The 20,864-nt window shown below is 59.6% G+C and carries 18 protein-coding genes and 1 pseudogene; 16 read left to right on the top strand and 3 right to left on the bottom strand.

Annotated elements, in window-relative coordinates; all coding sequences use genetic code 11:
• Positions 1-141: 141 nt before the first annotated feature.
• A complete protein-coding gene (locus WDZ78_RS19945; RefSeq protein WP_026363533.1) occupies positions 142-1,179 on the bottom strand; it encodes an Ldh family oxidoreductase in 1,038 nt (345 codons plus the stop codon).
• A gap of 466 nt (positions 1,180-1,645) precedes the next feature.
• Between WDZ78_RS19945 and WDZ78_RS19940 the strand changes: the two genes are divergently transcribed.
• The 7 genes from WDZ78_RS19940 (at position 1,646) to WDZ78_RS19910 (ending at position 8,760) form a co-directional block, all read left to right on the top strand.
• Positions 1,646-2,452, top strand: a complete 807-nt coding sequence (locus tag WDZ78_RS19940) for a transporter substrate-binding domain-containing protein (protein ID WP_425673996.1) — start codon at positions 1,646-1,648, stop codon at positions 2,450-2,452.
• Positions 2,453-2,524: 72 nt separating this feature from the next.
• Positions 2,525-3,190, top strand: a complete 666-nt coding sequence (locus WDZ78_RS19935) for an amino acid ABC transporter permease (RefSeq protein ID WP_425673995.1) — start codon at positions 2,525-2,527, stop codon at positions 3,188-3,190.
• 12 nt (positions 3,191-3,202) lie between these two features.
• Entirely contained in the window at positions 3,203-3,856 is a 654-nt protein-coding gene (locus tag WDZ78_RS19930) for an amino acid ABC transporter permease (RefSeq protein WP_425673994.1), read from the top strand.
• A complete protein-coding gene (locus WDZ78_RS19925) occupies positions 3,849-4,571 on the top strand; it encodes an amino acid ABC transporter ATP-binding protein (protein ID WP_003505658.1) in 723 nt (240 codons plus the stop codon). Before WDZ78_RS19930 ends, WDZ78_RS19925 begins: the two co-directional genes overlap by 8 nt.
• Positions 4,571-5,812 (top strand): NAD(P)/FAD-dependent oxidoreductase, encoded by a 1,242-nt coding sequence (locus WDZ78_RS19920; protein ID WP_425673993.1) that lies wholly within the window; start codon positions 4,571-4,573, stop codon positions 5,810-5,812. Before WDZ78_RS19925 ends, WDZ78_RS19920 begins: the two co-directional genes overlap by 1 nt.
• A gap of 112 nt (positions 5,813-5,924) precedes the next feature.
• Positions 5,925-7,634: an aconitase X gene (locus WDZ78_RS19915; protein WP_425673992.1), complete on the top strand. Its 1,710-nt coding sequence runs from the start codon at positions 5,925-5,927 to the stop codon at positions 7,632-7,634.
• A 97-nt stretch (positions 7,635-7,731) separates the two neighbouring features.
• Positions 7,732-8,760, top strand: a complete 1,029-nt coding sequence (locus WDZ78_RS19910) for a trans-3-hydroxy-L-proline dehydratase (protein WP_425673991.1) — start codon at positions 7,732-7,734, stop codon at positions 8,758-8,760.
• A gap of 245 nt (positions 8,761-9,005) precedes the next feature.
• On the opposite strand, the gene WDZ78_RS19905 is transcribed toward WDZ78_RS19910, so the two are convergent.
• Positions 9,006-10,028 (bottom strand): LacI family DNA-binding transcriptional regulator, encoded by a 1,023-nt coding sequence (locus WDZ78_RS19905; protein ID WP_425673990.1) that lies wholly within the window; start codon positions 10,026-10,028, stop codon positions 9,006-9,008.
• A gap of 157 nt (positions 10,029-10,185) precedes the next feature.
• The gene (locus tag WDZ78_RS19900) at positions 10,186-10,506 is read right to left on the bottom strand and encodes a hypothetical protein (RefSeq protein ID WP_003505663.1); all 321 of its coding nucleotides are present in this window, start codon (positions 10,504-10,506) and stop codon (positions 10,186-10,188) included.
• 294 nt (positions 10,507-10,800) lie between these two features.
• On the opposite strand from WDZ78_RS19900, the gene WDZ78_RS19895 reads away from it, so the two are divergent.
• The 9 genes and pseudogenes from WDZ78_RS19895 (at position 10,801) to WDZ78_RS19855 (ending at position 20,829) form a co-directional block, all read left to right on the top strand.
• Positions 10,801-11,604 carry a transporter substrate-binding domain-containing protein gene (locus tag WDZ78_RS19895; protein WP_020009851.1) on the top strand — a complete coding sequence of 268 codons (804 nt, stop codon included), beginning with the start codon at positions 10,801-10,803 and terminating at the stop codon, positions 11,602-11,604.
• Positions 11,605-11,672: 68 nt separating this feature from the next.
• Entirely contained in the window at positions 11,673-12,377 is a 705-nt protein-coding gene (locus WDZ78_RS19890) for an amino acid ABC transporter permease (protein WP_142174556.1), read from the top strand.
• Complete coding sequence (locus tag WDZ78_RS19885; RefSeq protein WP_020009852.1) at positions 12,374-13,033, top strand: amino acid ABC transporter permease; 660 nt, start codon at positions 12,374-12,376, stop codon at positions 13,031-13,033. Before WDZ78_RS19890 ends, WDZ78_RS19885 begins: the two co-directional genes overlap by 4 nt.
• On the top strand, positions 13,014-13,745 hold the full coding sequence (locus WDZ78_RS19880; RefSeq protein ID WP_026363534.1) for an amino acid ABC transporter ATP-binding protein: 732 nt from the start codon (positions 13,014-13,016) through the stop codon (positions 13,743-13,745). The genes WDZ78_RS19885 and WDZ78_RS19880 overlap by 20 nt, the downstream gene beginning before the upstream one ends.
• A 23-nt stretch (positions 13,746-13,768) precedes the next feature.
• Positions 13,769-14,704 (top strand): 2-hydroxyacid dehydrogenase, encoded by a 936-nt coding sequence (locus WDZ78_RS19875; RefSeq protein WP_425673989.1) that lies wholly within the window; start codon positions 13,769-13,771, stop codon positions 14,702-14,704.
• A 228-nt stretch (positions 14,705-14,932) separates the two neighbouring features.
• Positions 14,933-17,107 (top strand): putative bifunctional diguanylate cyclase/phosphodiesterase, encoded by a 2,175-nt coding sequence (locus WDZ78_RS19870; RefSeq protein WP_425673988.1) that lies wholly within the window; start codon positions 14,933-14,935, stop codon positions 17,105-17,107.
• Between the two features lie 449 nt (positions 17,108-17,556).
• Positions 17,557-18,639 (top strand): porin, encoded by a 1,083-nt coding sequence (locus tag WDZ78_RS19865; protein ID WP_020009856.1) that lies wholly within the window; start codon positions 17,557-17,559, stop codon positions 18,637-18,639.
• 326 nt (positions 18,640-18,965) lie between these two features.
• A pseudogene (locus WDZ78_RS19860) lies at positions 18,966-19,611 on the top strand (flavin reductase family protein).
• A 294-nt stretch (positions 19,612-19,905) separates the two neighbouring features.
• Positions 19,906-20,829, top strand: a complete 924-nt coding sequence (locus tag WDZ78_RS19855) for a LysR family transcriptional regulator (protein ID WP_020009858.1) — start codon at positions 19,906-19,908, stop codon at positions 20,827-20,829.
• Positions 20,830-20,864 lie beyond the last annotated feature (35 nt).

Here is a 20,864-nt window from a genome sequence, read left to right as displayed (position 1 = left end):
GAGGATCTAATCACGGTGAATAAAATCAATACGTTGCAGATCCTCGGGACAAGCCCGAGGATGACGGAGGAGAGGTTTGCGGATTCCGCCGTCAACTCTGCACCGGGCCGCGGGCATTATGTATATTGTTCTCCGACACGGTCAGGAAACCGCGTCCAGTCCCTTCTCAAGCAGCCGGTCGAGGCTGCCCATTTCAGCAGCGGTCAGCGTAATGCCTTCATTTTCCGATTTGGCGCGGGCGGCAAAACGGCGGCCGGAGGGCAGGCGGGCGCCCTGGCCGATGATAGCGTCGAACAGCACTTCAGCCCGCTGAAAGGGATCGCCCGGGCGGCCCTTGGCAAAGGCTTCCGGCGAAAAGGCGATGATCAATTCACCATGGGTCGGGGCAAGCGTGGTGGTGCCGAGAAATTCGAGCGCTTCGGGGCTGGTCAGGTCGCCGATCATGATGCCGGCGAGAAGTTCGATCATCGTGCCGATGGCCGACCCCTTGTGGCCGCCAAAGGGCAGCATGGAGCCGGCAAGGGCCGCCTCGGGGTCGGTCGTCGGCTTGCCGTCGGCATCCAGAGCCCAGCCTTCCGGCAGGGATTTTCCCGCGCGCCGATGCAACTCTATTTCACCGCGCGCCGCAACCGATGTCGCAAAGTCGAAGACGTAAGGGGAAGTGTCCCTGCGCGGCCAGCCAAAGGCAAAGGGGTTGGTGCCGAGCAGCGGCTTGACGCCGCCGGTGGGCGCGACGGTGGAATAGCTCGGGCACATCACCAGCCCGGCAAGACCATTCGAGGTAAGGCCCTCGACTTCCGGCCAGAGCGCCGAGAAATGCGTGCAGTCATTGATGACGAGGGCTGCGATGCCGGAGCGTTTTGCCCGCTCGACCAGAACAGGCAGGCCAAGCTCGAAAGCGGGGTTGGCAAATCCGCCATTGGCGTTGACCTTCACGATCGCCGTGCCGTCATCTTCGGCCACTTCCGGGATTGCATCGGGCTTCACCTTGCGCGCCTTGACGGTGCGGAGCGCACCCTCGATGCGGTAAATGCCATGGGATTTGCAGGCGTCCCTCTCACCGGCCGTGATGACGCGTGCGATCGCTCCGGACTGGACGGCATTGAGACCGGCCTTGCGAAAAATTGCTTCGACCCGGGCCGAAAGCTCTCCAATGGTCAAGGTGGTGGTGTCGCTCATCATAATCCTCCGATGTCGGGCTCGCACATTTTGAATACATAAAGTATACAAAGGTGATGTTATTGCAACTCGTCTTTTCAGTGAAGTGTTATGAGAGCGCAGATCAAAGCGCTAGGCGCAAAGCTCCCGGTTTTCCACGACGTTTCCCGCGCCCTCATTCCTGTGCTTGCCACAGGAATCCAGCCAGCCCAAGTCTTTGGGCTGAAAAGACTCTTCCCGTTCCGCCGGCGCGTGCCGACTGGATTCCTGTGACAAGCACAGGAATGAGGGGCGTTGGGCCTTTCTGCATCGCTCCACATTTTCCTGCACCGTTTTCCATAAAGCTTGCCTGACAAAATCCCGATTGTTCGCACATGCAAAAAATTCTTTTTGTATACTCCTTGTATTTTTATGTTGATTTATCGCTCCCGTGGGGAAATAGTGACCGCGCCTTCAAGGGCAGACCAATTGTGGGAGCAAATAAAGAATGAAAAAATCGGTCATCGTCGCCGGCCTGCTGGCCGCCACTTTCGCTATTACTCCGGCCAAGGCCGACAAACTTGACGACATCATTTCGTCCGGCACGCTGCGTTGCGCTGTCGTGCTCGATTTCCCGCCCATGGGCGCGCGTGATGACGCCAACAATCCCATCGGCTTCGATGTCGACTATTGCAACGATCTCGCCAAGGCGCTCGGCGTCACGGCTGAAATCGTCGAAACGCCTTTCCCCGAGCGCATTCCCGCGCTGATGTCCGGCCGCGTCGATGTCGGCGTCGCCTCCACTTCGGATACGCTTGAGCGCGCCAAGACGGTTGGCATGACGGTGCCTTATTTCGCTTTCGAAATGGCTGTCACCGCCAACGACAAGTCGGGCATCAAGTCCTTCGAGGACATGAAGGGCAAGACGGTCGGCGCAACGGCCGGTACGTTCGAAGCCATCGCGCTTGAAAAGTCGGTCAAGGAGTGGGGAACCGGCGAGTTCCGTCCTTACCAGACTCAGGCCGACGTGTTCCTCGCGCTCAGCCAGGGCCAGATCGACGCCACCGTTTCCACCTCGACGGTTGCGCAGTCCAACGTCAAGGGCGGCAAGTTCGCCGGCATCTCGGTGGTCGGCAAGGCGCCTTACGACATCGACTATGTCGCGCTCTTCACCAACCGCGATGAATATGGCCTCATCAACTACCTGAACCTCTTCATCAACCAGCAGGTTCGCACCGGCCGTTACGCCGAACTCTATGAAAAATGGGTTGGCGGCGAAGTTCCCTCGCTCACCGTCAACGGCGTTTATCGCTGATCAGGACTTTTCGTAAACGGCGCGGTCAAGATGACCGCGCCGTTGATCGTTTCTGAAAAGGCGGGACGCTTAATGTTCAACTATACATTTCACTGGAATCAGGCGCTGAAGGCTTTGCCGCAGCTTCTGGACGGTGCGGTGGTGACGCTGCAGATCGCCATCCTGTCGATGGTGATCGGTCTGACCTTCGCCATTGTGCTGACGCTGTTCCGGCTCTCCGGCAACCGGATCCTCGGCGCTTTCGCCTCCGTCTGGGTGGAGGTCGCCCGCAACACGCCGGCGCTGTTCCAGATTTACATGGCCCATTTCGGCCTTGGTAATTTCGGCATTCACCTCAGCCCCTATACGGCGCTTCTGGTCGGAATCGCCTTCAACAATGCCGGTTATCTCGCGGAAAACTTCCGCGGTGCGCTGAAAGCGATACCTGATACGCAGACCCGTTCCGGCCGTTCGCTTGGCATGACGTCGATGCAGACCTTCCGTCTGATCATCATGCCGCAGATGCTGCGCGTCGCCTTTCTGCCCGCCACCAACCAGATGGTCTGGGCGATCCTGATGACCTCGCTTGGTGTTACGGTCGGTATGAATACGGATCTTGCCGGCGTCACGCAGGCACTCAATGCGCGCTCGTTCCGCACCTTCGAATTCTTCGCGCTCGCCGCGGTCATCTATTATGTGATCGCCAAGATCGTCACGCTTGCCGCCAGATTGCTGGCCTCGCGTCTGTTCCGTTACTGAGAGAGGTGCGCCATGTTTGAAACCGCTCTCACCTGGAGTGATATCGCCTTTCTTGCCAAGGGTGCGGGGATGACGCTTGCCGTCACCGCCGTCGCCGTCACGGCAGGCACCATCATGGGGATCATCTTCGGCGTCATCCGCTTCCAGCTCGGGGCTTACTGGTCCCTGCCGCTGACCTTCGTTCTGGATATTTTCCGCTCCGTGCCGCTGCTCATCCAGCTGGTGCTTGGCAACGCTTTCCAGTCGATCGCGAAGCTCGGCTGGCCGCCCTTTACCACCTCCTGCGTGGTGCTGTCGCTTTATACGGCGGCCTATTGCACGGAAATCGTGCGCGGCGGCATCGACGCCGTGCCGTCGAACACGCGCCGCGCCTGCCGGTCGCTCGGCATGACGTGGTCGCAGGACATGCGCTACATCGTGCTGCCGCTTGCTACCCGCGTGTCGTTGCCGTCCTGGATCGGGCTGACGCTCGGCGTCATGAAGGATTCCGCGCTGGTACTGTGGCTCGGCCTCATCGAGCTTCTGCGCGCCTCGCAGATCCTCGTCACCCGCCTGCAGGAACCGCTGACCATTCTGATGATCTGCGGCGCCATCTACTTCCTTATCAGCTTCCCCATCGCCCGTTTCGGCGGGTATCTCGAAAGACGGTGGTCCCCCAATGATTGAGATCGAAAACGTCCGCAAATCCTTCGGCCCGCTGGAGGTTCTGAAAGGGATCAACCTGACCGTCAACAAGGGCGAGGTCGTCACCATCATCGGCGGCTCCGGTTCCGGCAAGTCGACGCTGCTCACCTGCATCAACGGCCTTGAGCCCATCGACAGCGGCAAGATCGTCATTGACGGCACCGAGGTGCATGCCAAATCGACCGATCTCAACAAGCTGCGCCGCAAGGTCGGCATCGTTTTCCAACAATGGAATGCCTTTCCGCATCTGACGGTGCTGGAAAACGTCATGCTCGCGCCGCGCAAGGTGCTGGGTATTTCCAAGGAGAAGGCGGAGGAAATCGCCGTCAAGCAATTGACCCATGTGGGGCTTGCCGAAAAGCTGAAGGTCTATCCGAACCGCATGTCCGGCGGCCAGCAGCAGCGTATGGCGATTGCCCGCGCGCTTGCCATGTCGCCGGAATATATGCTGTTCGACGAAGTCACCTCCGCGCTCGACCCGATGCTGGTCGGCGAAGTGCTCGACACGCTGAAGATGCTGGCGGATGAAGGCATGACGATGATCTGCGTCACCCATGAAATGGCCTTCGCCCGTGATGTCTCAAACCGCGTCGCCTTCTTCCATCAGGGCGTGATGGCGGAAATCGGCACGCCGGACCAGCTTTTCGGCGCACCGCAGCATGCTGAAACCCAGAAGTTCCTGGCGAGCGTGCGGTAATGCCTGCACATGATGTCATCGTCATCGGGGCCGGCGTCGTCGGCCTCTCGGCGGCAATCGCGGCGCAGGGCCGCGGTCTTTCGGTCACGGTCATCGACCGTGAAGGACCGGCGGCGGGCGCGTCCGCCGGCAATGCCGGCGCCTTCGCCTTCACCGATATCCTGCCGCTGGCATCGCCCGGCATTCTCTGGAAAGCACCGAAATGGCTGCTTGATCCGCTTGGTCCGCTCAGCGTGCCGCCTTCCTATGCGCTGAAGATCGCGCCGTGGATGTTCCGGTTCTGGCGGGCCTGTGCGGCATCGAAGGTGGAACATTCCACCGCCGCCCAGACGGCGCTGATGGATCTGTCGAAGGCCGAGCTGGAGCCGTTCCTGAAAAAGACCGGGACAACAGCCATGCTGCGCAAGGAGGGTAACCTCCAGGTCTATGAAAGCGATGCGGAGTTCGAAAGTTCGCTTCCCGGCTGGAAGGCGCGCGAGCGGCACGGCATCGAATTCCGGCATCTCAATGCCGAACAGATGGCCGAGATACAGCCCGGCATCGCGCCGCGTTTTACCTGCGGCACGTTCACGCCCGGATGGTACTCCATCGCTGATCCGAAGCTTTATACGCTGGCGTTGGCTGAACATTTCCGCGCCATCGGCGGTCGTATCGAACGCCTCGACATCGCCTCGCTCAGGCCGCTTGAAGACGGCGTCGAGGTGGTGAGCCATGATGGGCGCACCCGCAAGGCGGGCAAGGTGGTGCTGGCGGCGGGCGCCTTTTCGCACCGCATCGCCCGTTCGCTCGGGGAAAAAATTCCGCTGGAAACCGAACGGGGGTATAATACCACATTGCCGTCCGGGGCTTTCGATCTGCGCACGCAGGTGACATTCGGCGGCCACGGTTTCGTCGTCACGCGGCTTTCCTCCGGCATTCGCGTCGGCGGTGCGGTTGAGTTGGGCGGGCTTGAGCTTCCGGCCAATTTCGCCCGTTCCGAGGCGCTTCTGGCCAAGGCGAAAACCTTCCTGCCGGGCCTGAAAACCGAGGGCGGCAAGCAGTGGATGGGTTTCCGACCGTCGCTGCCGGACAGCCTGCCGGCCATCGGCGAAGCGCGGCACACGGCGCGGGTGGTTTATGCTTTCGGCCACGGGCATCTGGGGCTGACGCAATCGGCGGGCACGGCTCGCATTGTCGCCGATCTTCTGACGGGGCAAAAGCCCGCCATCGATACAGGGGCATTCTCGCCGCAACGTTTCTAGAGAATTTTGGCTTTTCTTCGAAACGCAAAAATTCTCTAGCTTTTTATGACGCATTTTCCAGACGTAAAACCGCTACGCACTTTTACTGGGAATGCTTTTGGGGAGATTTCCGATGTCTTCTGCCGTTTCGACAACAGCCGTTCCTGAAGCCCGCAGCATCCTGACCGGTGCGGCCGAGGGCCCCGTGATCGCCACGACGGAGGCGCTGAGCTTCTGGGGCGGTGTCGATCCCGCCACCGGCAGGGTGATCGATGTGCATCACCCGCTGCACGGCGCCTGTCTTACCGGCGGCGTGCTGTTCATGCCCACCAGCCGCGGCTCGTGCACGGGTTCCGGCGTGTTGCTCGATCTCATCCTCACCGGCCGCGCGCCGTCAGCGCTGGTTTTCTGTGAGGCGGAAGATGTTCTGACGCTCGGCGCATTTGTGGCGGCGGAAATGTTCGACAGGGCGCTGCCGGTCATCCGCCTCGACGCCGAAAATTTCACCCGCTTTTCCCGGGCCGCCCATGTCCGCATCGATGGAAACAGCATCGAGGCCGATGGCCTGTCGCTTGCCGTCGCGCCGCCGGCAATTGCTCATCTCGACCTTGAGGATGCGGACCGGGCGATGCTCGAGGGTCGCGACGGCATTGCCGTGCGCCAGGCCATGCGCATCATCGTCGCCATGGCGGCCCAGCAGGGGGCGTCTGCGCTTATCGATATCACGCAGGGTCACATCGACGGCTGTATCTATGCCAGCCCCGCCAACCTCACCTTCGCGGAAAAGATGGCTGACATGGGCGGCAGGGTGCGGGTGCCGACGACCATGAACGCCATTTCGGTGGACAAGGCGCATTGGCGGGCGCAGGGCGTGCCTGATGATTTCGGCGATCCGGCCGCGAGACTGGCGGATACCTATGTGCGCATGGGCTGTCGGCCCACTTTCACCTGTTCGCCTTACCTGCTCGACAGCGCGCCGAGTGCCGGCGAATCGATCGCCTGGGCTGAATCGAACGCGGTGATCTTCGCCAATACGGTGCTCGGCGCGCGCACTGCCAAACATCCTGATTTTCTCGATCTCTGCATTGCGCTGACGGGCAGGGCGCCATTATCAGGCGTGTATCTCGAAGAGAACCGTCGTCCGCAGCGCATTGTCGATGTGGTTTTGCCTGAGGGCATCAACGACGCCTTCTGGCCGCTCGTCGGTTATCTCTCCGGCAAGGCTGCGCCCGATTGCATCCCGCTTTTGCGCGGCCTCGGTCCCGCGAAACCGTCGCGGGATGATTTGAAGGCGCTCTGCGCTGCTTTCGGCACCACCTCCGCAGCACCCATGCTGCATATCGAGGGCGTAACGCCGGAAGCCGGGCTTGCGCCTCTTGAGACAGCCGATACCGTCACCATCTCGCTTGCCGATATGGCCGCGGGCTGGTCGCTTCTCAACGAAGGGCCGGAAGAGGTGCAGCTTGTCGCCATCGGCAGTCCGCATGCCTCGCTGGAGGAGTGCCGCGCGCTTGCGGCTGAATTTGCCGGGCGCAGGCGTCATGCGGATGTCGCCGTCATCGTCACTGCCGGTCAGCAGGTCATCGATGCAGCCGGGCAGGACGGCACGCTGCAAAGCCTGCATGGCAGCGGCGTGCAGGTGCTGCCTGATCTCTGCTGGTGCTCGATTTCCGAGCCGGTCTTTCCCACGAAGACCCGCGCCTTGATGACCAATTCCGGCAAATACGCCCATTACGGCCCCGGCCTCAGCGGCCGCGCGGTGCGCTTCGGCAGCCTTGCCGATTGCGTTGAAAGCGCGCTGACCGGCCGAGTTGCTTCCCGTCTTCCCGCCTGGCTTTCCTAGAGCGCGTTCAGACGCGCTCTCGATCTTTCGTTTTCCGCATTTTCCGGACGTAAAACCGCTACGCACTTTTACTGGAAATGCTCTTGAGGAGAATTCAATGCGCAGTATCAAGACCGTTCATATCATTTCCGCCCACGCGGAAGGCGAGGTGGGGGATGTGATCGTTGGCGGCGTCAGACCGCCACCGGGTGAAACGATCTGGGAACAGAGCCGATTCATCGCCCGCGATGAGACCCTGCGCAATTTCGTGCTGAATGAGCCGCGCGGCGGCGTGTTCCGCCACGTCAACCTGCTGGTGCCGCCGAAACATCCTGACGCGGATGCCGCCTTCATCATCATGGAGCCGGAAGACACGCCGCCCATGTCCGGCTCCAACTCCATCTGCGTCTCCACCGTGCTGCTGGATGGCGGCATCGTGCCGATGCAGGAACCGGAAACCCATATGCTTCTGGAAGCCCCGGGCGGGCTGGTGAAGGTGCGCGCTGAATGCCGCAACGGCAAGGCCGAGCGCATTTTCGTGCAGAACCTGCCGAGCTTTGCCGCGAAACTCGATGCCGAACTCGAGGTCGAAGGTCTGGGTAAGCTCAAGGTGGATACCGCTTATGGCGGCGACAGTTTCGTCATCGTTGATGCCGAGGCGATGGGCTTCAGTCTGAAGCCGGAAGAGGCGCATGAGATTGCCCGCCTCGGCGTGCGCATCACCAATGCCGCCAACAAGGCTTTGGGCTTCGACCATCCCGAAAACCCGGACTGGCGGCATTTTTCATTCTGCCTGTTCGCGGGCAAGGTGGAGCGCACGGCGGAAGGCCTGCGGGCTGGTGCTGCCGTCGCCATCCAGCCGGGCAAGGTGGATCGCTCGCCGACCGGCACCGCGCTTTCCGCCCGCATGGCGGTGCTGCATGCGCGCGGCGAGATGAAGGAAGGCGAAACGCTGACGGCGGTATCGCTGATCGGTTCCACCTTCACCGGCCGTATTCTCGGAACGACAACGGTCGGCGACCGTCCGGCAATCCTGCCGGAAATTTCCGGCCGCGGCTGGATCACCGGCATCCACCAGCACATGCTTGATCCCTCTGATCCTTGGCCGGAAGGGTATCGGCTGACGGATACCTGGGGTGCGCGGTAGGGGAACTCCCTCCTTGCGCGTGGGGCGTGGGTCCTCGGGTCAAGCCCGAAGATGACGTCGAGAATGGGTGAGGATGGCGCCACTTGTTTCTTCTCCCCGCCGGGGAGAAGGTGGCCCGGAGGGTCGGATGAGGGGGTACGCTCACTGCATGTCGCCGGCCTTGCCCCCTCATACCGCTGCCGCGGACTTCTCCCCCTTGGGGAGAAGAAACAAGTGGCCGCCGCTCGTTCCCCCTGGTTAGAGTCTCACCTACCCAGCCGCTTTGTCGTCTCCCGCACGATCAGCTCGAAGCCGACATCCACCCTTGCACCCTCGGGAACAATGGCATCCTTCTCCGCCTCCAGTATCGACAGCAGCAATTCGCCCGCCTTGCGGCCGATCATCTGGGCGTCGACGCGGATCGTTGAAATCGCCGGGTAACATTGCCGGCCGATATCGAAGTCGCCGAAGCCGAGGATGGAAATGCGGTCAGGGACACTGATTCCCCTCCTATGACATTCCATCAGCGCGCCGACGGCGGAGATGTCGGAAACGGCGAAGATGGCCTCGACATCCGGTTCCTTCGCCAGCAGCGAGCCAAGCGTTTTTGCTCCGTGGTCGTAAGAGACCGGCGCGCTGCCTTCGCGGATGATGAGGTCGTCGGCAATGCCGGCTTCGCGAAGCGCCGCACCGAAACCGAGAAGGCGGGTTTCGCCGCGCCAGTCCTTCACATCGCCATCGGCCCGTGAGCCAAGTGCACCGATTCTTTTAAACCCGAGCGATATCAGGTGTTTGGCGGCAGTTCTTCCCACCTCGTAGTTGGAAAACCCGACCGCGTGGTCGATCGGGTGTTCGGGAACATCCCAGATTTCCACGATCGGGATGCCGGCGCGCATCAAAACTTCGCTCGCCATCTTGGTATGCACCGTGCCGGCGACGACAATGGCGTCGGGGCGGCGCTCCATCATGGTGCGGATGACGCGCTCCTCCTCCTGCAGATCATACATCGTATAACCGATCAGCAATTGGTAGTCGGCCGCCCGCAGCGCCTTGGCGAGACCCTGCGCGCTGTCGGCGAAGTTGGAGTTGGTCAGTGTCGGCAGTATGGCGGTGATGAAATTGGTGCGGCGGGATGAGAGCGATCCGGCGATTCTATCCGGCACATAGCCGAGCTTCTCGATCGCCTTCATCACCTTCTGGCGCGTGTCTTCAGACACCAGCGCCGGATCGGCCAGCACCCGCGAGACGGTCATCTTGGAGACGCCCGCGAGTTTCGAGACGTCGCTCATGGTTGCTTTTTTTGACGTGACTAACGCTGCGGCCAAGGGCGTGCGCTCCACCAAAGCATGTCTCCCTAAATTCGAACCGGTTCAGGACAAGACATACACGAAGATATCAGGGGAAAGCACGCCGCATGATTGCAGATCGGTGCGGCGTGCACCGGATTTATGCGACGCGGCTATAGACCAGATGGTAAAAACGTCCGTCGCACATGCTCATCATCTCATCCGTCAGCACACGGCCCTCCAGCCGGACGGGAGAAACCAGTGCTTCCTCCACCGCCTCCATCGACGGATAGTCGATTTCCTGCACCATGATGATCGAGGCCGCGTCCGGATCGGTACGCTCGGTGCGCATCACCCGCACGGCCTGCGCATTCGGCATGCGCTTCCAGACCGGCAGAAGTTTCTCCTCGACGATGCGGAAAAATTCCTCCTCCCGACCGGGGTGAATCCTGCCTTCGAAAATTGCCGAGCGTGTGTACATGTTTCCTCCCGAATGATTGCCGATCGAAACAGTTCTGTAGATCGGACTTGCAATGATACCGATAACATGCATTATTGATCCTGCCAAGAACGTGAGATGGTGTCGACAAGAGGAAAATCGATAACCGGCCGAAATTGTTGAATTTCAAAGTAAATTCATCTGGTTTTGCGCTTTCGCGGTTTCTTGGGAGGAGTTTTTAGTCAATCGCGTTAAAATGTTATCGAGAACATTTTCCGGTTTGCGCAAGGCCGCTGTCCCACTTCGGGCAGCCACTATAGGGTTGGAGGAGAAACCATGAGCATATCCAGATTTCTGAAAAACATGACCGTCGCAGTCGGTGTTGCCGCAGCAACGCTAGCCGCCACCACCTCGGCCCATGCCGTCTCGCTCAGCGAGATCACCGCGCGCGGCAAGGTCAAGATCGGTGTTCTCACCGGCGCGCCGCCGATGGGCATGGTGGACGAGAAGGGCAACCCTTCCGGTTATGACGTTGATGTCGCCAATCTGATCGGCTCTTACCTGTCGCTGCCGGTTGAACTCGTACCGCTGACGCCGCCGGCGCGTATTCCGGCGCTCCAGACCGGCAAGGTCGATTTCCTCGTTGCGACGCTCGCCCCGACCGGCGAACGCGCCAAGACAGTCATGTTCACGCAGCCCTACAGCGCCTTCAACATGGACATCATCTCGGGCAAGGACCAGAAGTTCGAAAATCTGGAGAGCCTGAAAGGCAAGCGCGTTTCGGTCAATCGCGGTTCCTCGCAGGAAACCGCGCTGCGCAAGGCCAATGTCGAGGGTCTTGAAATCGTCGTTTATGAGGACGATTCCACCAGCGCCCAGGCTTTGCTTGCCGGTCAGGTAGATGCCGTGGCCCTGCCGTCCACGGTCGGCGAGGCGATCATCAAGCAGCGTCCGGAAGCCGGTCTGCAGGTGGGTTTCACCTTCTTCCAGCAGGGCAATTCCATGGCGACGAAGATTGAGGATTTCGAGCTGCGTCAGTGGTTGAACACCTCCATCTACCTCATGAAGATGTCGGGTGACCTTGACCGCATCTCGGTGAAGTGGACCGGCCGTCCGCTGCCGCAATTGCCAAGCTTCTGATTGAGCCTTTCAACGCGTCCGCCGGAGAAAAATTTCCGGCGGACCGGGAAATGTCAACGGAGTGACGCATGTCCTATACATTTCAATTCGGCGCGCTCGCCCAGTATCAGAATGAGATTCTGAACGGCATATGGCTGACGATCAAGCTGTCGGTCCTCTCCATCGTGCTCGGCTGCGCTTTCGGCATTCTTTTGGCCTCGCTGCGCTCCATCAATGGCGGCATTGTCCGCATCATCGTGGACGCCTATGTGGAGGTGATCCGCAACACGCCGTTTCTCGTGCAGCTTTTCATCGTCTATTTCGGCCTGCCGGGTCTCGGCTTTCGCGTCGGGGCGGATACGGCGGCGCTGATCGGCATGACGATCAATCTTGCCGCCTATTCGACGGAAATCATCCGCGCCGGCATCGAGGCGGTGCACAAGTCGCAGATCGAGGCGGGCGAGGCTCTGGGCTTCACAAAATACCAGATCTATCGTCACGTCATCATCGTGCCTGCCATCGCCAAGGTCTATCCTTCGCTGTGCAGCCAGTTCGTGCTGATGATGCTGGCGTCGAGCATATGCTCGGCCATCTCCACCCATGAGCTTGCGGCCGCCGCAGCCTTTGTGGAATCGCAGACCTATCGCTCCTTCGAGGTCTATATCGTCGTCACGCTCATCTATCTTGCGCTGGCGCTCAGCCTGCGGCTCATCCTTGCCCTTGTCGGCATGTGGCTGTTCGGCCGCCGCGTGGCCCGCAAGACGATGACCGCCATGCCGGAGGTGCAGTCATGACTCTTCGAACTTTCGGCTGGAACGAATTCGGCTTCCTTTTGACCGCGCTGCAATGGACCGTGCTTCTGACGATCATTGCGCTCATCGGCGGCGGCCTTGTCGGTTTCTTCGTGGCGCTGGCCCGTACCTCGAATTTCAAGGCGCTGCGCATTGCCGCCGGCACCTATATTCAGGTCATTCAGGGCATTCCGGTGCTGATGATCCTGTTCCTGTCCTATTACGGCCTCAGCCTTGCCGGACTGGAACTGCCGCCATTGATCGCCGCCGGCGCATCGATGACGATCTATACGTCAGGTTATCTCGCGGAAATCTGGCGCGGCTGCATCCAGGCGGTGCCGAAGCAGCAATGGGAAGCGTCGGAATCGTTGGCGCTTACCCGCGCCCAGCAGTACCGCTACGTCATCTTGCCGCAGGCGATCCGCATTTCCCTGCCGCCGACCGTCGGTTTTGCCGTTCAGGTCGTCAAGAATACGTCCATCGCATCGATCATCGGTTTCGTCGAACTGGCGAGAGCGGGGCAGCTCATCAACAATGCCACGTTCCAGCCGTTCCGCGTCTTTGTCGCGGTGGCCGTGCTTTATTTCATCGTCTGCTACCCGTTGTCCCAGCTGTCGCGTTGGCTGGAAAGGAGGCTTCATGCCGGAAGTAATCGTTGAAAACGTTCACAAGAGCTTTGGCGCTCTGGAAGTCCTGAAAGGCGTGTCGCTTTCGGTCGGCCGTGGTGAAGTCTTCGCCCTCATCGGCCGCTCCGGCTCGGGCAAGAGCACGCTGCTGCGCTGCATGAACGGGCTGGAGAAGATCAATTCCGGTCGTATTGAAATTGCAGGTCACGCCATCGGGGAAGATGCCAAGGCGCTGCGCAAGCTGCGCACCGATGTCGGTATCGTCTTCCAGAGCTACAATCTCTTCCCGCATCTGACGGTCGGCGAAAACATCATGCTCGCCCCGCGCATCGTAAAGGATGTGGCGAAATCGGAAACGAAGGAGATTGCCCGCGAGGTCCTGCAACTCGTCGGCCTGTCGGAGAAATTCGATTCCTATCCCGACCAGCTTTCCGGCGGCCAGCAGCAGCGCGTGGCAATCGCCCGCTCGCTCGCCATGCGGCCGAAGGTGATGCTGTTCGACGAGGTGACCTCGGCGCTCGACCCTGAGCTGACCGAGGAAGTGCTGACCGTGATGGAAAATCTCGCCAAAGACGGCATGACCATGATCCTCGTCACCCATGAAATGGCCTTTGCGCGCCGCGTGGCGACCGAGACCATCTTCATGCACAAGGGCAAGATCTGGGAGCAGGGCCGTTCGTCCGAACTCTTCGCCAACCCGCAAACGCCGGAACTCCGGCAATTCGTCAAGGCCGATGTGAAGTAGTTCACCGGCGCAAAGGAAACTCCATGACCACTGAAATCGTGCAACTGTGCCCGCTCATCCCGGCACTGGAAGGCGAACTCGCCGAGCGCTTCACCGTGCATCGCCTGTTCGAAGCCGCAGACAAGGCGGCGTTCCTTGCTGAAAAGGGCGGCGCGATCCGCGGCGTCGTCACCGGCGGCCATATCGGCCTGCCGGCGGATATTGGTGCGGCGCTTCCCAATCTTGAAATCGTCGCCATCAACGGCGTCGGTTTCGACAAGGTCGATCTGACTGACGCGAAACGGCGCGGCTTCCGCGTCTCCAATACACCTGACGTGCTGACGGCCGATGTCGCCGACCTCGCGCTTGGCCTCGTTCTGGCGCAGGCGCGCAAGCTGCCGCAGGCGGATCAGCATGTGCGCACCGGCCAATGGCTGAAGGGCGATATGGGACTTTCCACCCGTGTGGCCGGCCGCCGTTACGGCATTTTTGGCCTTGGCCGCATCGGCCAGGCGATCGCAAAGCGGCTTGAGGGTTTTGATGCGCGCATTTCCTACACCGCGAGAAGCCGTCGCGATGTCGCCTATGATTATCATGACAGCATCGAAGCGCTGGCTGCCAATTGCGACGTGCTGATCATCGCCGCCGCCGCCACCGCCGAAACGCGCCATATCGTCAATGCGGATGTGCTGAAGGCGCTTGGACCGCAGGGTGTGCTCGTCAATGTGGCGCGCGGTTCGCTCGTGGATGAGAAGGCGCTGGTCGAAGCGCTTTCGAACGGCGCGATCGGTGGCGCGGCGCTGGATGTCTTCGAGGATGAGCCGCGGGTGCCGGAAGCGCTTTTCGCTTTTGACAACGTCACACTCGCCCCGCACGTCGGCAGCGGCACGCACCAGACACGACGCGCCATGGCCGATCTTGTTCTCGCCAATCTCGATGCGCATTTTGCCGGCAAAGAGCTGCCGACGCCGGTGGTGTGACGGACAACGAATTGCCCCTTTTGGTCTGACGGCGCAGCTTCTGCTGCGACGTTCCTATTCAGGCAGGCGGGACGTTATGGAGCCAGTTGCAAAAGACAGGTTTCCCGGCAATCTCTTTTCGCCGTTCATATTTATATAATACGTATAATCCTACTATTCTGCTTCCTTACAAAGTAATGAGGCGGAGAGGTGCGTTCCAAAGGCCCGAAGACAGCCGAGCAGAACCGGATGCCGCGAAAAAAGCGCGGCGTCACGCCATCTGCCACTCCTGCCATGAGCGAGAATGCCAATCCTTCCGACCGGCACGCGCTTCTGGAAGCGATGATCGACCACGTACCGGATTTTATCTATGCCAAGGATCTGGAAGGACGCTTCCTTTTCGCCAATCGCGCCATCGTCACCGAAAACGGCTTTGATACGGTCGAGCAACTGATCGGGCTCACCGATTACGATATTAACGGTGAAGCAGCGCGGCGTGCCGGCATTCCCGATACCGAGGCGCGGGTCATGCGCACCGGCGAACCGGATCTCGGTTACGAGGAACGCGCCATGCGCGGCGATATCGACCGCTGGCTCATGATGTCGCGCGTGCCGCTGAAGGACAAGGCTGGCAACATCATCGGCGTGGTCGGCGCCTCGCGGGATATAACCCAGAAAAAGGCTTCGGAGAGACTGCTTCAGGCGCAGGCGCATATTCTGGAAATGATCGTCGCCGCCGCGCGTATCGAAGATTTTCTCGAGGAGTTCGTCAAAGCTATCGAAAATCTCGCAACCGGACTGGCCTGCGCCGTGCGGGTGTTTGATGCGGCGGATGGGGAGCCCTCCGTTTATGCCTCGCCCGCACTTGCGCAGGAGGAGGGGCTGGCCGCACTTGTTTCCAGTGTCAGTGAGCCTGACAGCCTCACCCATCCGGCAGAACACATCGCCTTCAGTTTCGATATTCCGGCCAGCGAAGGCAAGGCGCATGGTTTCGTCTGGTGCATGCTGGCCAGCCGCGAGCCGGACGCGGCGCTGGTGGAGTTTATCGGCGCCGCGGCGCGCATGGCGGGCCTGGCGATCGACCGCAAAAGGGCGGCGGAGCATATCGCCTTTCTGGCTGATCACGACATGCTGACCCGGCTGCCGAACCGCCGTTTCCTCGATACGAGACTGCCTGAAATTTTGGCGGCGGCGGCAAAGACGAACCGAATGGTCGGCATCGGTTTTCTCGATCTCGACAATTTCAAGCAGATCAACGATACGCTCGGCCACAGCATCGGCGATATGCTTTTGTCGAAAACCGCCGAGCGCATTGCGAAAAGCCTCCGGAAAAACGATCTCGTTCTCCGGGTGGGCGGGGATGAGTTCATCATCATTCTTGAAGAGGGCAGGAATGATGTGGAAGCCCGGCTGCAGCGCATTCGTGCCGCAGTCTCCCAGCCATTGCGCATTGGTAATTACGATATCAAGGTCACATGCAGCATCGGCATGGCGTTTTTCCCGGAGCATGGGGAAACCACGGCGGAAATCGTCGCCGCGGCCGATCTTGCCATGTATGAAGCCAAACATAACGGGCGCGACAGCATTGCCACCTTCACCCCCAATATGGCGGATGATCTGAGGAAGAAGTTCACCCGCATCGAGGAATTGCGCAAGGCCGTGAAGAGGGACGAGTTCGTGCTGCACTTCCAGCCGCAGGTCGATCTTGGCAGCGGCGCCATCAGCGGCGTGGAGGCGCTGGTGCGATGGCAGCACCCCACGGAAGGTTTGCTTGGCCCTGCGGAATTCATCGGCCTTGCCGAAGAAACCGGGCTCATTGTGGAACTCGGCGAAAGCATTCTCAGGAAGGCCTGTCGTCAGGCTCAGGCATGGGCCGCCGCCGGCCTCTCGCCCGTCAAAATGGCGGTCAATATTTCACCACGACAATTTCAGGGCGGGCTGGTGCAGCAGATAAGGTCGGTGCTGACGGAAACCGGCCTTGCGCCATCGCTCCTGGAAATCGAAATCACCGAAACACTCATCATTCAGGATGTCGAAACATCGGTGCGGATCATGCGGGCCATCAAACAGATGGGCGTCAGCCTGGCGCTGGATGATTTCGGTATCGGTTATTCCTGCCTTGGCATGCTGAAGACCTTCCCGCTGTCCTGCATGAAGATAGACCGCTCGTTCCTTACCCACCTGCCGGAAAAGACCAAGGACAGCGCCATCGTCTCGATCATGATCCAGCTTGCCGGGTCTCTGGGCATCGACGTCATTGCCGAAGGTGTGGAAGCCGGCGAACAGGCGGCATTTCTGCGTGATGCCGGCTGCCCCTATGGCCAGGGTTATTATTTCAGCCGGCCGGTGCCCGCAGAGGTGATTGAAGACATGCTGGCGAAGAAGACGATATTCCCCACCGGCTTGCCCGAAGTCAGCAAATAGGCTGGCCCGGCGGCGACTGTTTCAGATCGGCCAGACACGGCTTTCCGGGCGGGCAGACGCCTTGCCGCCTTCGTCGCCTCCTGTTCCCCAACGAAACCACTTCGCTTCCTCATGCCCGCGCGTGCTGTCACCTCCCGATCCCGGGCGTGACGGGCATTCATTGTTTTACTGCTTTATATTTTAGAAATTTATGACGGTATTTATAAGTAATAAATTTGATTTATGCGAAATAATATTCATATATATTATAATTTAAACTGTTAATTTGTTGTAATTTTACTACGTAATTGAATTGCGTACTTTATCTGTATTTGCATTCTGTCGATTTGAATTGCGAGTCTGCGGCAATATCTGTCATTTGCTGAGTCAGCGCAGGGAAGCGGGCGGCAGGGAAAGACCAGCCCTCAAATTTGCGCATTTGTTGAAAAATTTTTGACTGGAGATTACAAATGAACATCAAGAGCCTTCTGATCGGCTCCGCTGCCGCTCTCGCAGCGGTATCCGGCGCACAGGCCGCTGACGCTATCGTCGCTGCCGAGCCCGAGCCTATGGAATATGTTCGCGTTTGCGACGCTTTCGGCACCGGCTTCTTCTACATCCCCGGCACCGAAACCTGCCTGAAGTTCGACGGTTACGTCCGTTTCCAGACCGACTTCGGTCGCAACCAGTCCGGCACGTCCGACTGGGATTCGATGACCCGCGCCCAGTTCAACATTGACACCCGCACCGACACCGACCTCGGCGCTCTGCGTGGCTACATTGGTTTCCGCGCCCAGGCTGACAACGATACCGACAAGGGTGCTATCCTTGATCAAGCCTTCATCGAACTCAGCGGCCTGAAGGTCGGTTACTACTACAACTGGTGGGATGACGGTCTCTCCGGCGAATATGACCAGCTCAGCTCCAACCGCACCCGTCTGAACGCCATCCGTTACACCTACGACGCTGGTTCCTTCTATGTTGGTGCTGCTGTCGAAGAGCTTGAAGGTTCGCGTAAGGGCGATTCAGAACTCGGCATCACAAAGGGCGGCGCGTTCAAAACCGGGACGAACAAAGCCGGGACGAACGATGTCGGCATCAGCGCCATCATCGGCGCCAAGTTCGGCGGCGTTAAGGCCAACCTGCTCGGCGGTTACGATACGAACCAGGAAAACGGTGCAATCCGTGCAATCATCACGGCTGACATCGGTCCGGGCACGCTTGGCATCTCGGGTGCATGGGCTTCCGGCGCCAACTACTACTACGAAGAGTCCGAGTGGACGGTTGCTGCTGAATACGCCATCAAGGCAACTGACAAGCTGACCATCACCCCCGGCTTCCAGTATTTCGGCACAATCGACATCGGCGCTAACAACGACTTCGTTGGCAGCCGCGATGCATGGCGCGCTGGTGTAGCTGCTGGCTACAAGATCACCTCGGGCCTTTCCACGCTGGTTTCGGTTACCTATCAGGACGTCGACGGTCGTGAACGCATCGACAGCGGCGCTGGCGACAAGTGGACCGGTTTCGTTCGTCTGCAGCGTTCGTTCTAATAGAACGTATAAGCAAAAAGCATAGCAGGGTTAGATAACTCAGATCCACCCCGTCTCCGGACGGGTGAGTGACTAGCTCCAGTCAAAGTTCCTGACATGATGTCAGGTTTGCTCCCCGGACCCTCCAGGCCGGGGAGTTTTTGCGCTGGTAGTTGATGCGTAGACGGTGGACCCGTCCAGGGAGTTGGAGAATGACTATGGACTCGCTGCTCGGTTCCTGGCTCCCCAAAACCTGACAGCAAAAATGGGCTATCTCGCGATGAGGGTGATTGAGAAATTGTCTGCAATATGAAATATTATTGTATACAATATTGTCAGGTGCTCCGATGGAATTCGATTTTACCGCGCTTGAACCGCAGAGCCGTTATCGTTTGCTGACCAATTTTATCGGCCCGCGGCCGATAGCGCTTGTCACGACGCGTTCGGCCGCTGGCCACAACAATGCCGCGCCGATGAGCTTCTTCAACGTTTTCTCCCCACGATCCGCCGATCGTTGTCCTCGGTATCCAGCCGCGTGAGACGGGCGAGGAGAAGGATACGATGGCCAATATTCGCCGCACGGGTGAGTTTGTCATCAACATGGTCGATATGGCGCTGTCCGAGCAAATGCTTGTCTGCGGCCTCGGCTTCGACAGCGAGGTTGATGAACTTTCCATTGCCGGACTGACGTCCGCACCCTGCTGCAAGATCGATGCGAGCTTTGCGGCGGAGTCGCCCTGCGCTTTCGAGTGCCGTGTGGAACGTTTGATCGATTATCCGCGCCGTACCCTGGTATTGGGCGAAGTCGTGCACATGCATGTCCACAAGGATTGCCTCGATGCGGAGCGGCGTTATGTCGATCCGGACCGATATCAGCCGATCGCGCGCCTCCACGCCGATAATTACATCAGCTCGGATCGCCAGTTCGTTCTCAAGGCGCCCGCGATCACCGACTTTATCAAGCGGACGGCAAGTGAAGATTTTGGCGGCTGAGGCGTCGAACGATGTCGTTTGCATCCTGTTGGAAACTCACACGACTGAGAGGGTAGGGTGCGACCACCGTCGTCCGGGAGACGGTTCCCATCGTCGAGTCCAGCTCGCTGGATGGCGGAACCGCAGGTCAAAGCAGACTGACGCTATGACCGTCCCCGCTTGAGGGAATTCAGTCTTGCCGTCTGCGCACAGTTTGCAGGAAAATACCCGCATCCATTTGCGGGCTTCCCCGCCGCGCTCTAGTGTTCTTCCGCTTGCACCATCGGCATGGTCGCGAGTCAGGCGGGAGGACGCATGATCGACAAGCTGGAATTTTTCATTGCATTGGCGCGCGCAGAGCATTTCGGCCGCGCGGCGGAAGAGTGCGGTGTTTCCCAACCCAGTCTTTCGGCCGCGATCCGGCAGCTGGAGGACCAGCTGGGTGTGGTTCTGGTGGTGCGCGCGGCGCGTTTTCAGGGGCTGACACCGGAGGGCCAGCGTGTCCTTGAATGGGCGCGCCGCATCGTTGGCGATACGCGCACCATGCGTGAGGAAATGCGCGCAGCCCGCAAGGGTCTGGCCGGCCACATCCGGCTTGCCGTCATTCCGACGGCGCTTGCGATGGTGCCGCGATTGACGGAGTCCTTCCAGGCGCGTCATCCTGATGTGACCTTTTCAGTCACGTCGCGTACCTCCCTTCAGGTGTTGAGCCAGATCGAAAACCTCGAGATCGATGCGGGAATCAGCTATCTCGACAACGAACCACTTGGCCGAGTGACCACGGTGCCGCTTTATTCGGAGCGATATCACCTCATCACGGCAGGCGGAACGCCGCTCGCCGATCAGGAATGCGTTACCTGGAAGCAGGTTTCCGGTCTTAGGCTATGCCTATTGACTTCGGATATGCAGAACCGCCGCATCATCAACAAACATATGGCCGAGGCAGGCGTAGAGGCAAAGCCGACGCTCGAATCCAACTCCATGATCGTGCTGTTTTCTCATATACGAACCGGACAATGGGCTTCAATAATGCCGCGTAACCTTGCGGAATCATTTGGTTTCCCGAAACAGATAAAAATCATTCCGATCACCGAACCGGACGCGGAGCATCTCGTGGGGCTGATTGCTACACACCGCGAACCACACACGCCGCTTGTTTCCGCGCTGCTTCACGAGGCCCGTCAGCGGGCCGCGGAAAAGGCGTTTGATAGGAATTTCCTATCAACTGACGGAAACTGATTATTGACCTGATCCTGCCGATCTCGACATTCTTC

The sequence above is a fragment of the Agrobacterium sp. M50-1 genome (assembly GCF_049843495.1).
Taxonomy (GTDB): domain Bacteria; phylum Pseudomonadota; class Alphaproteobacteria; order Rhizobiales; family Rhizobiaceae; genus Agrobacterium; species Agrobacterium radiobacter.
Note: the sequence above shows the minus strand (reverse complement) of the source record. Positions and strands in the feature narration are given on the sequence as shown.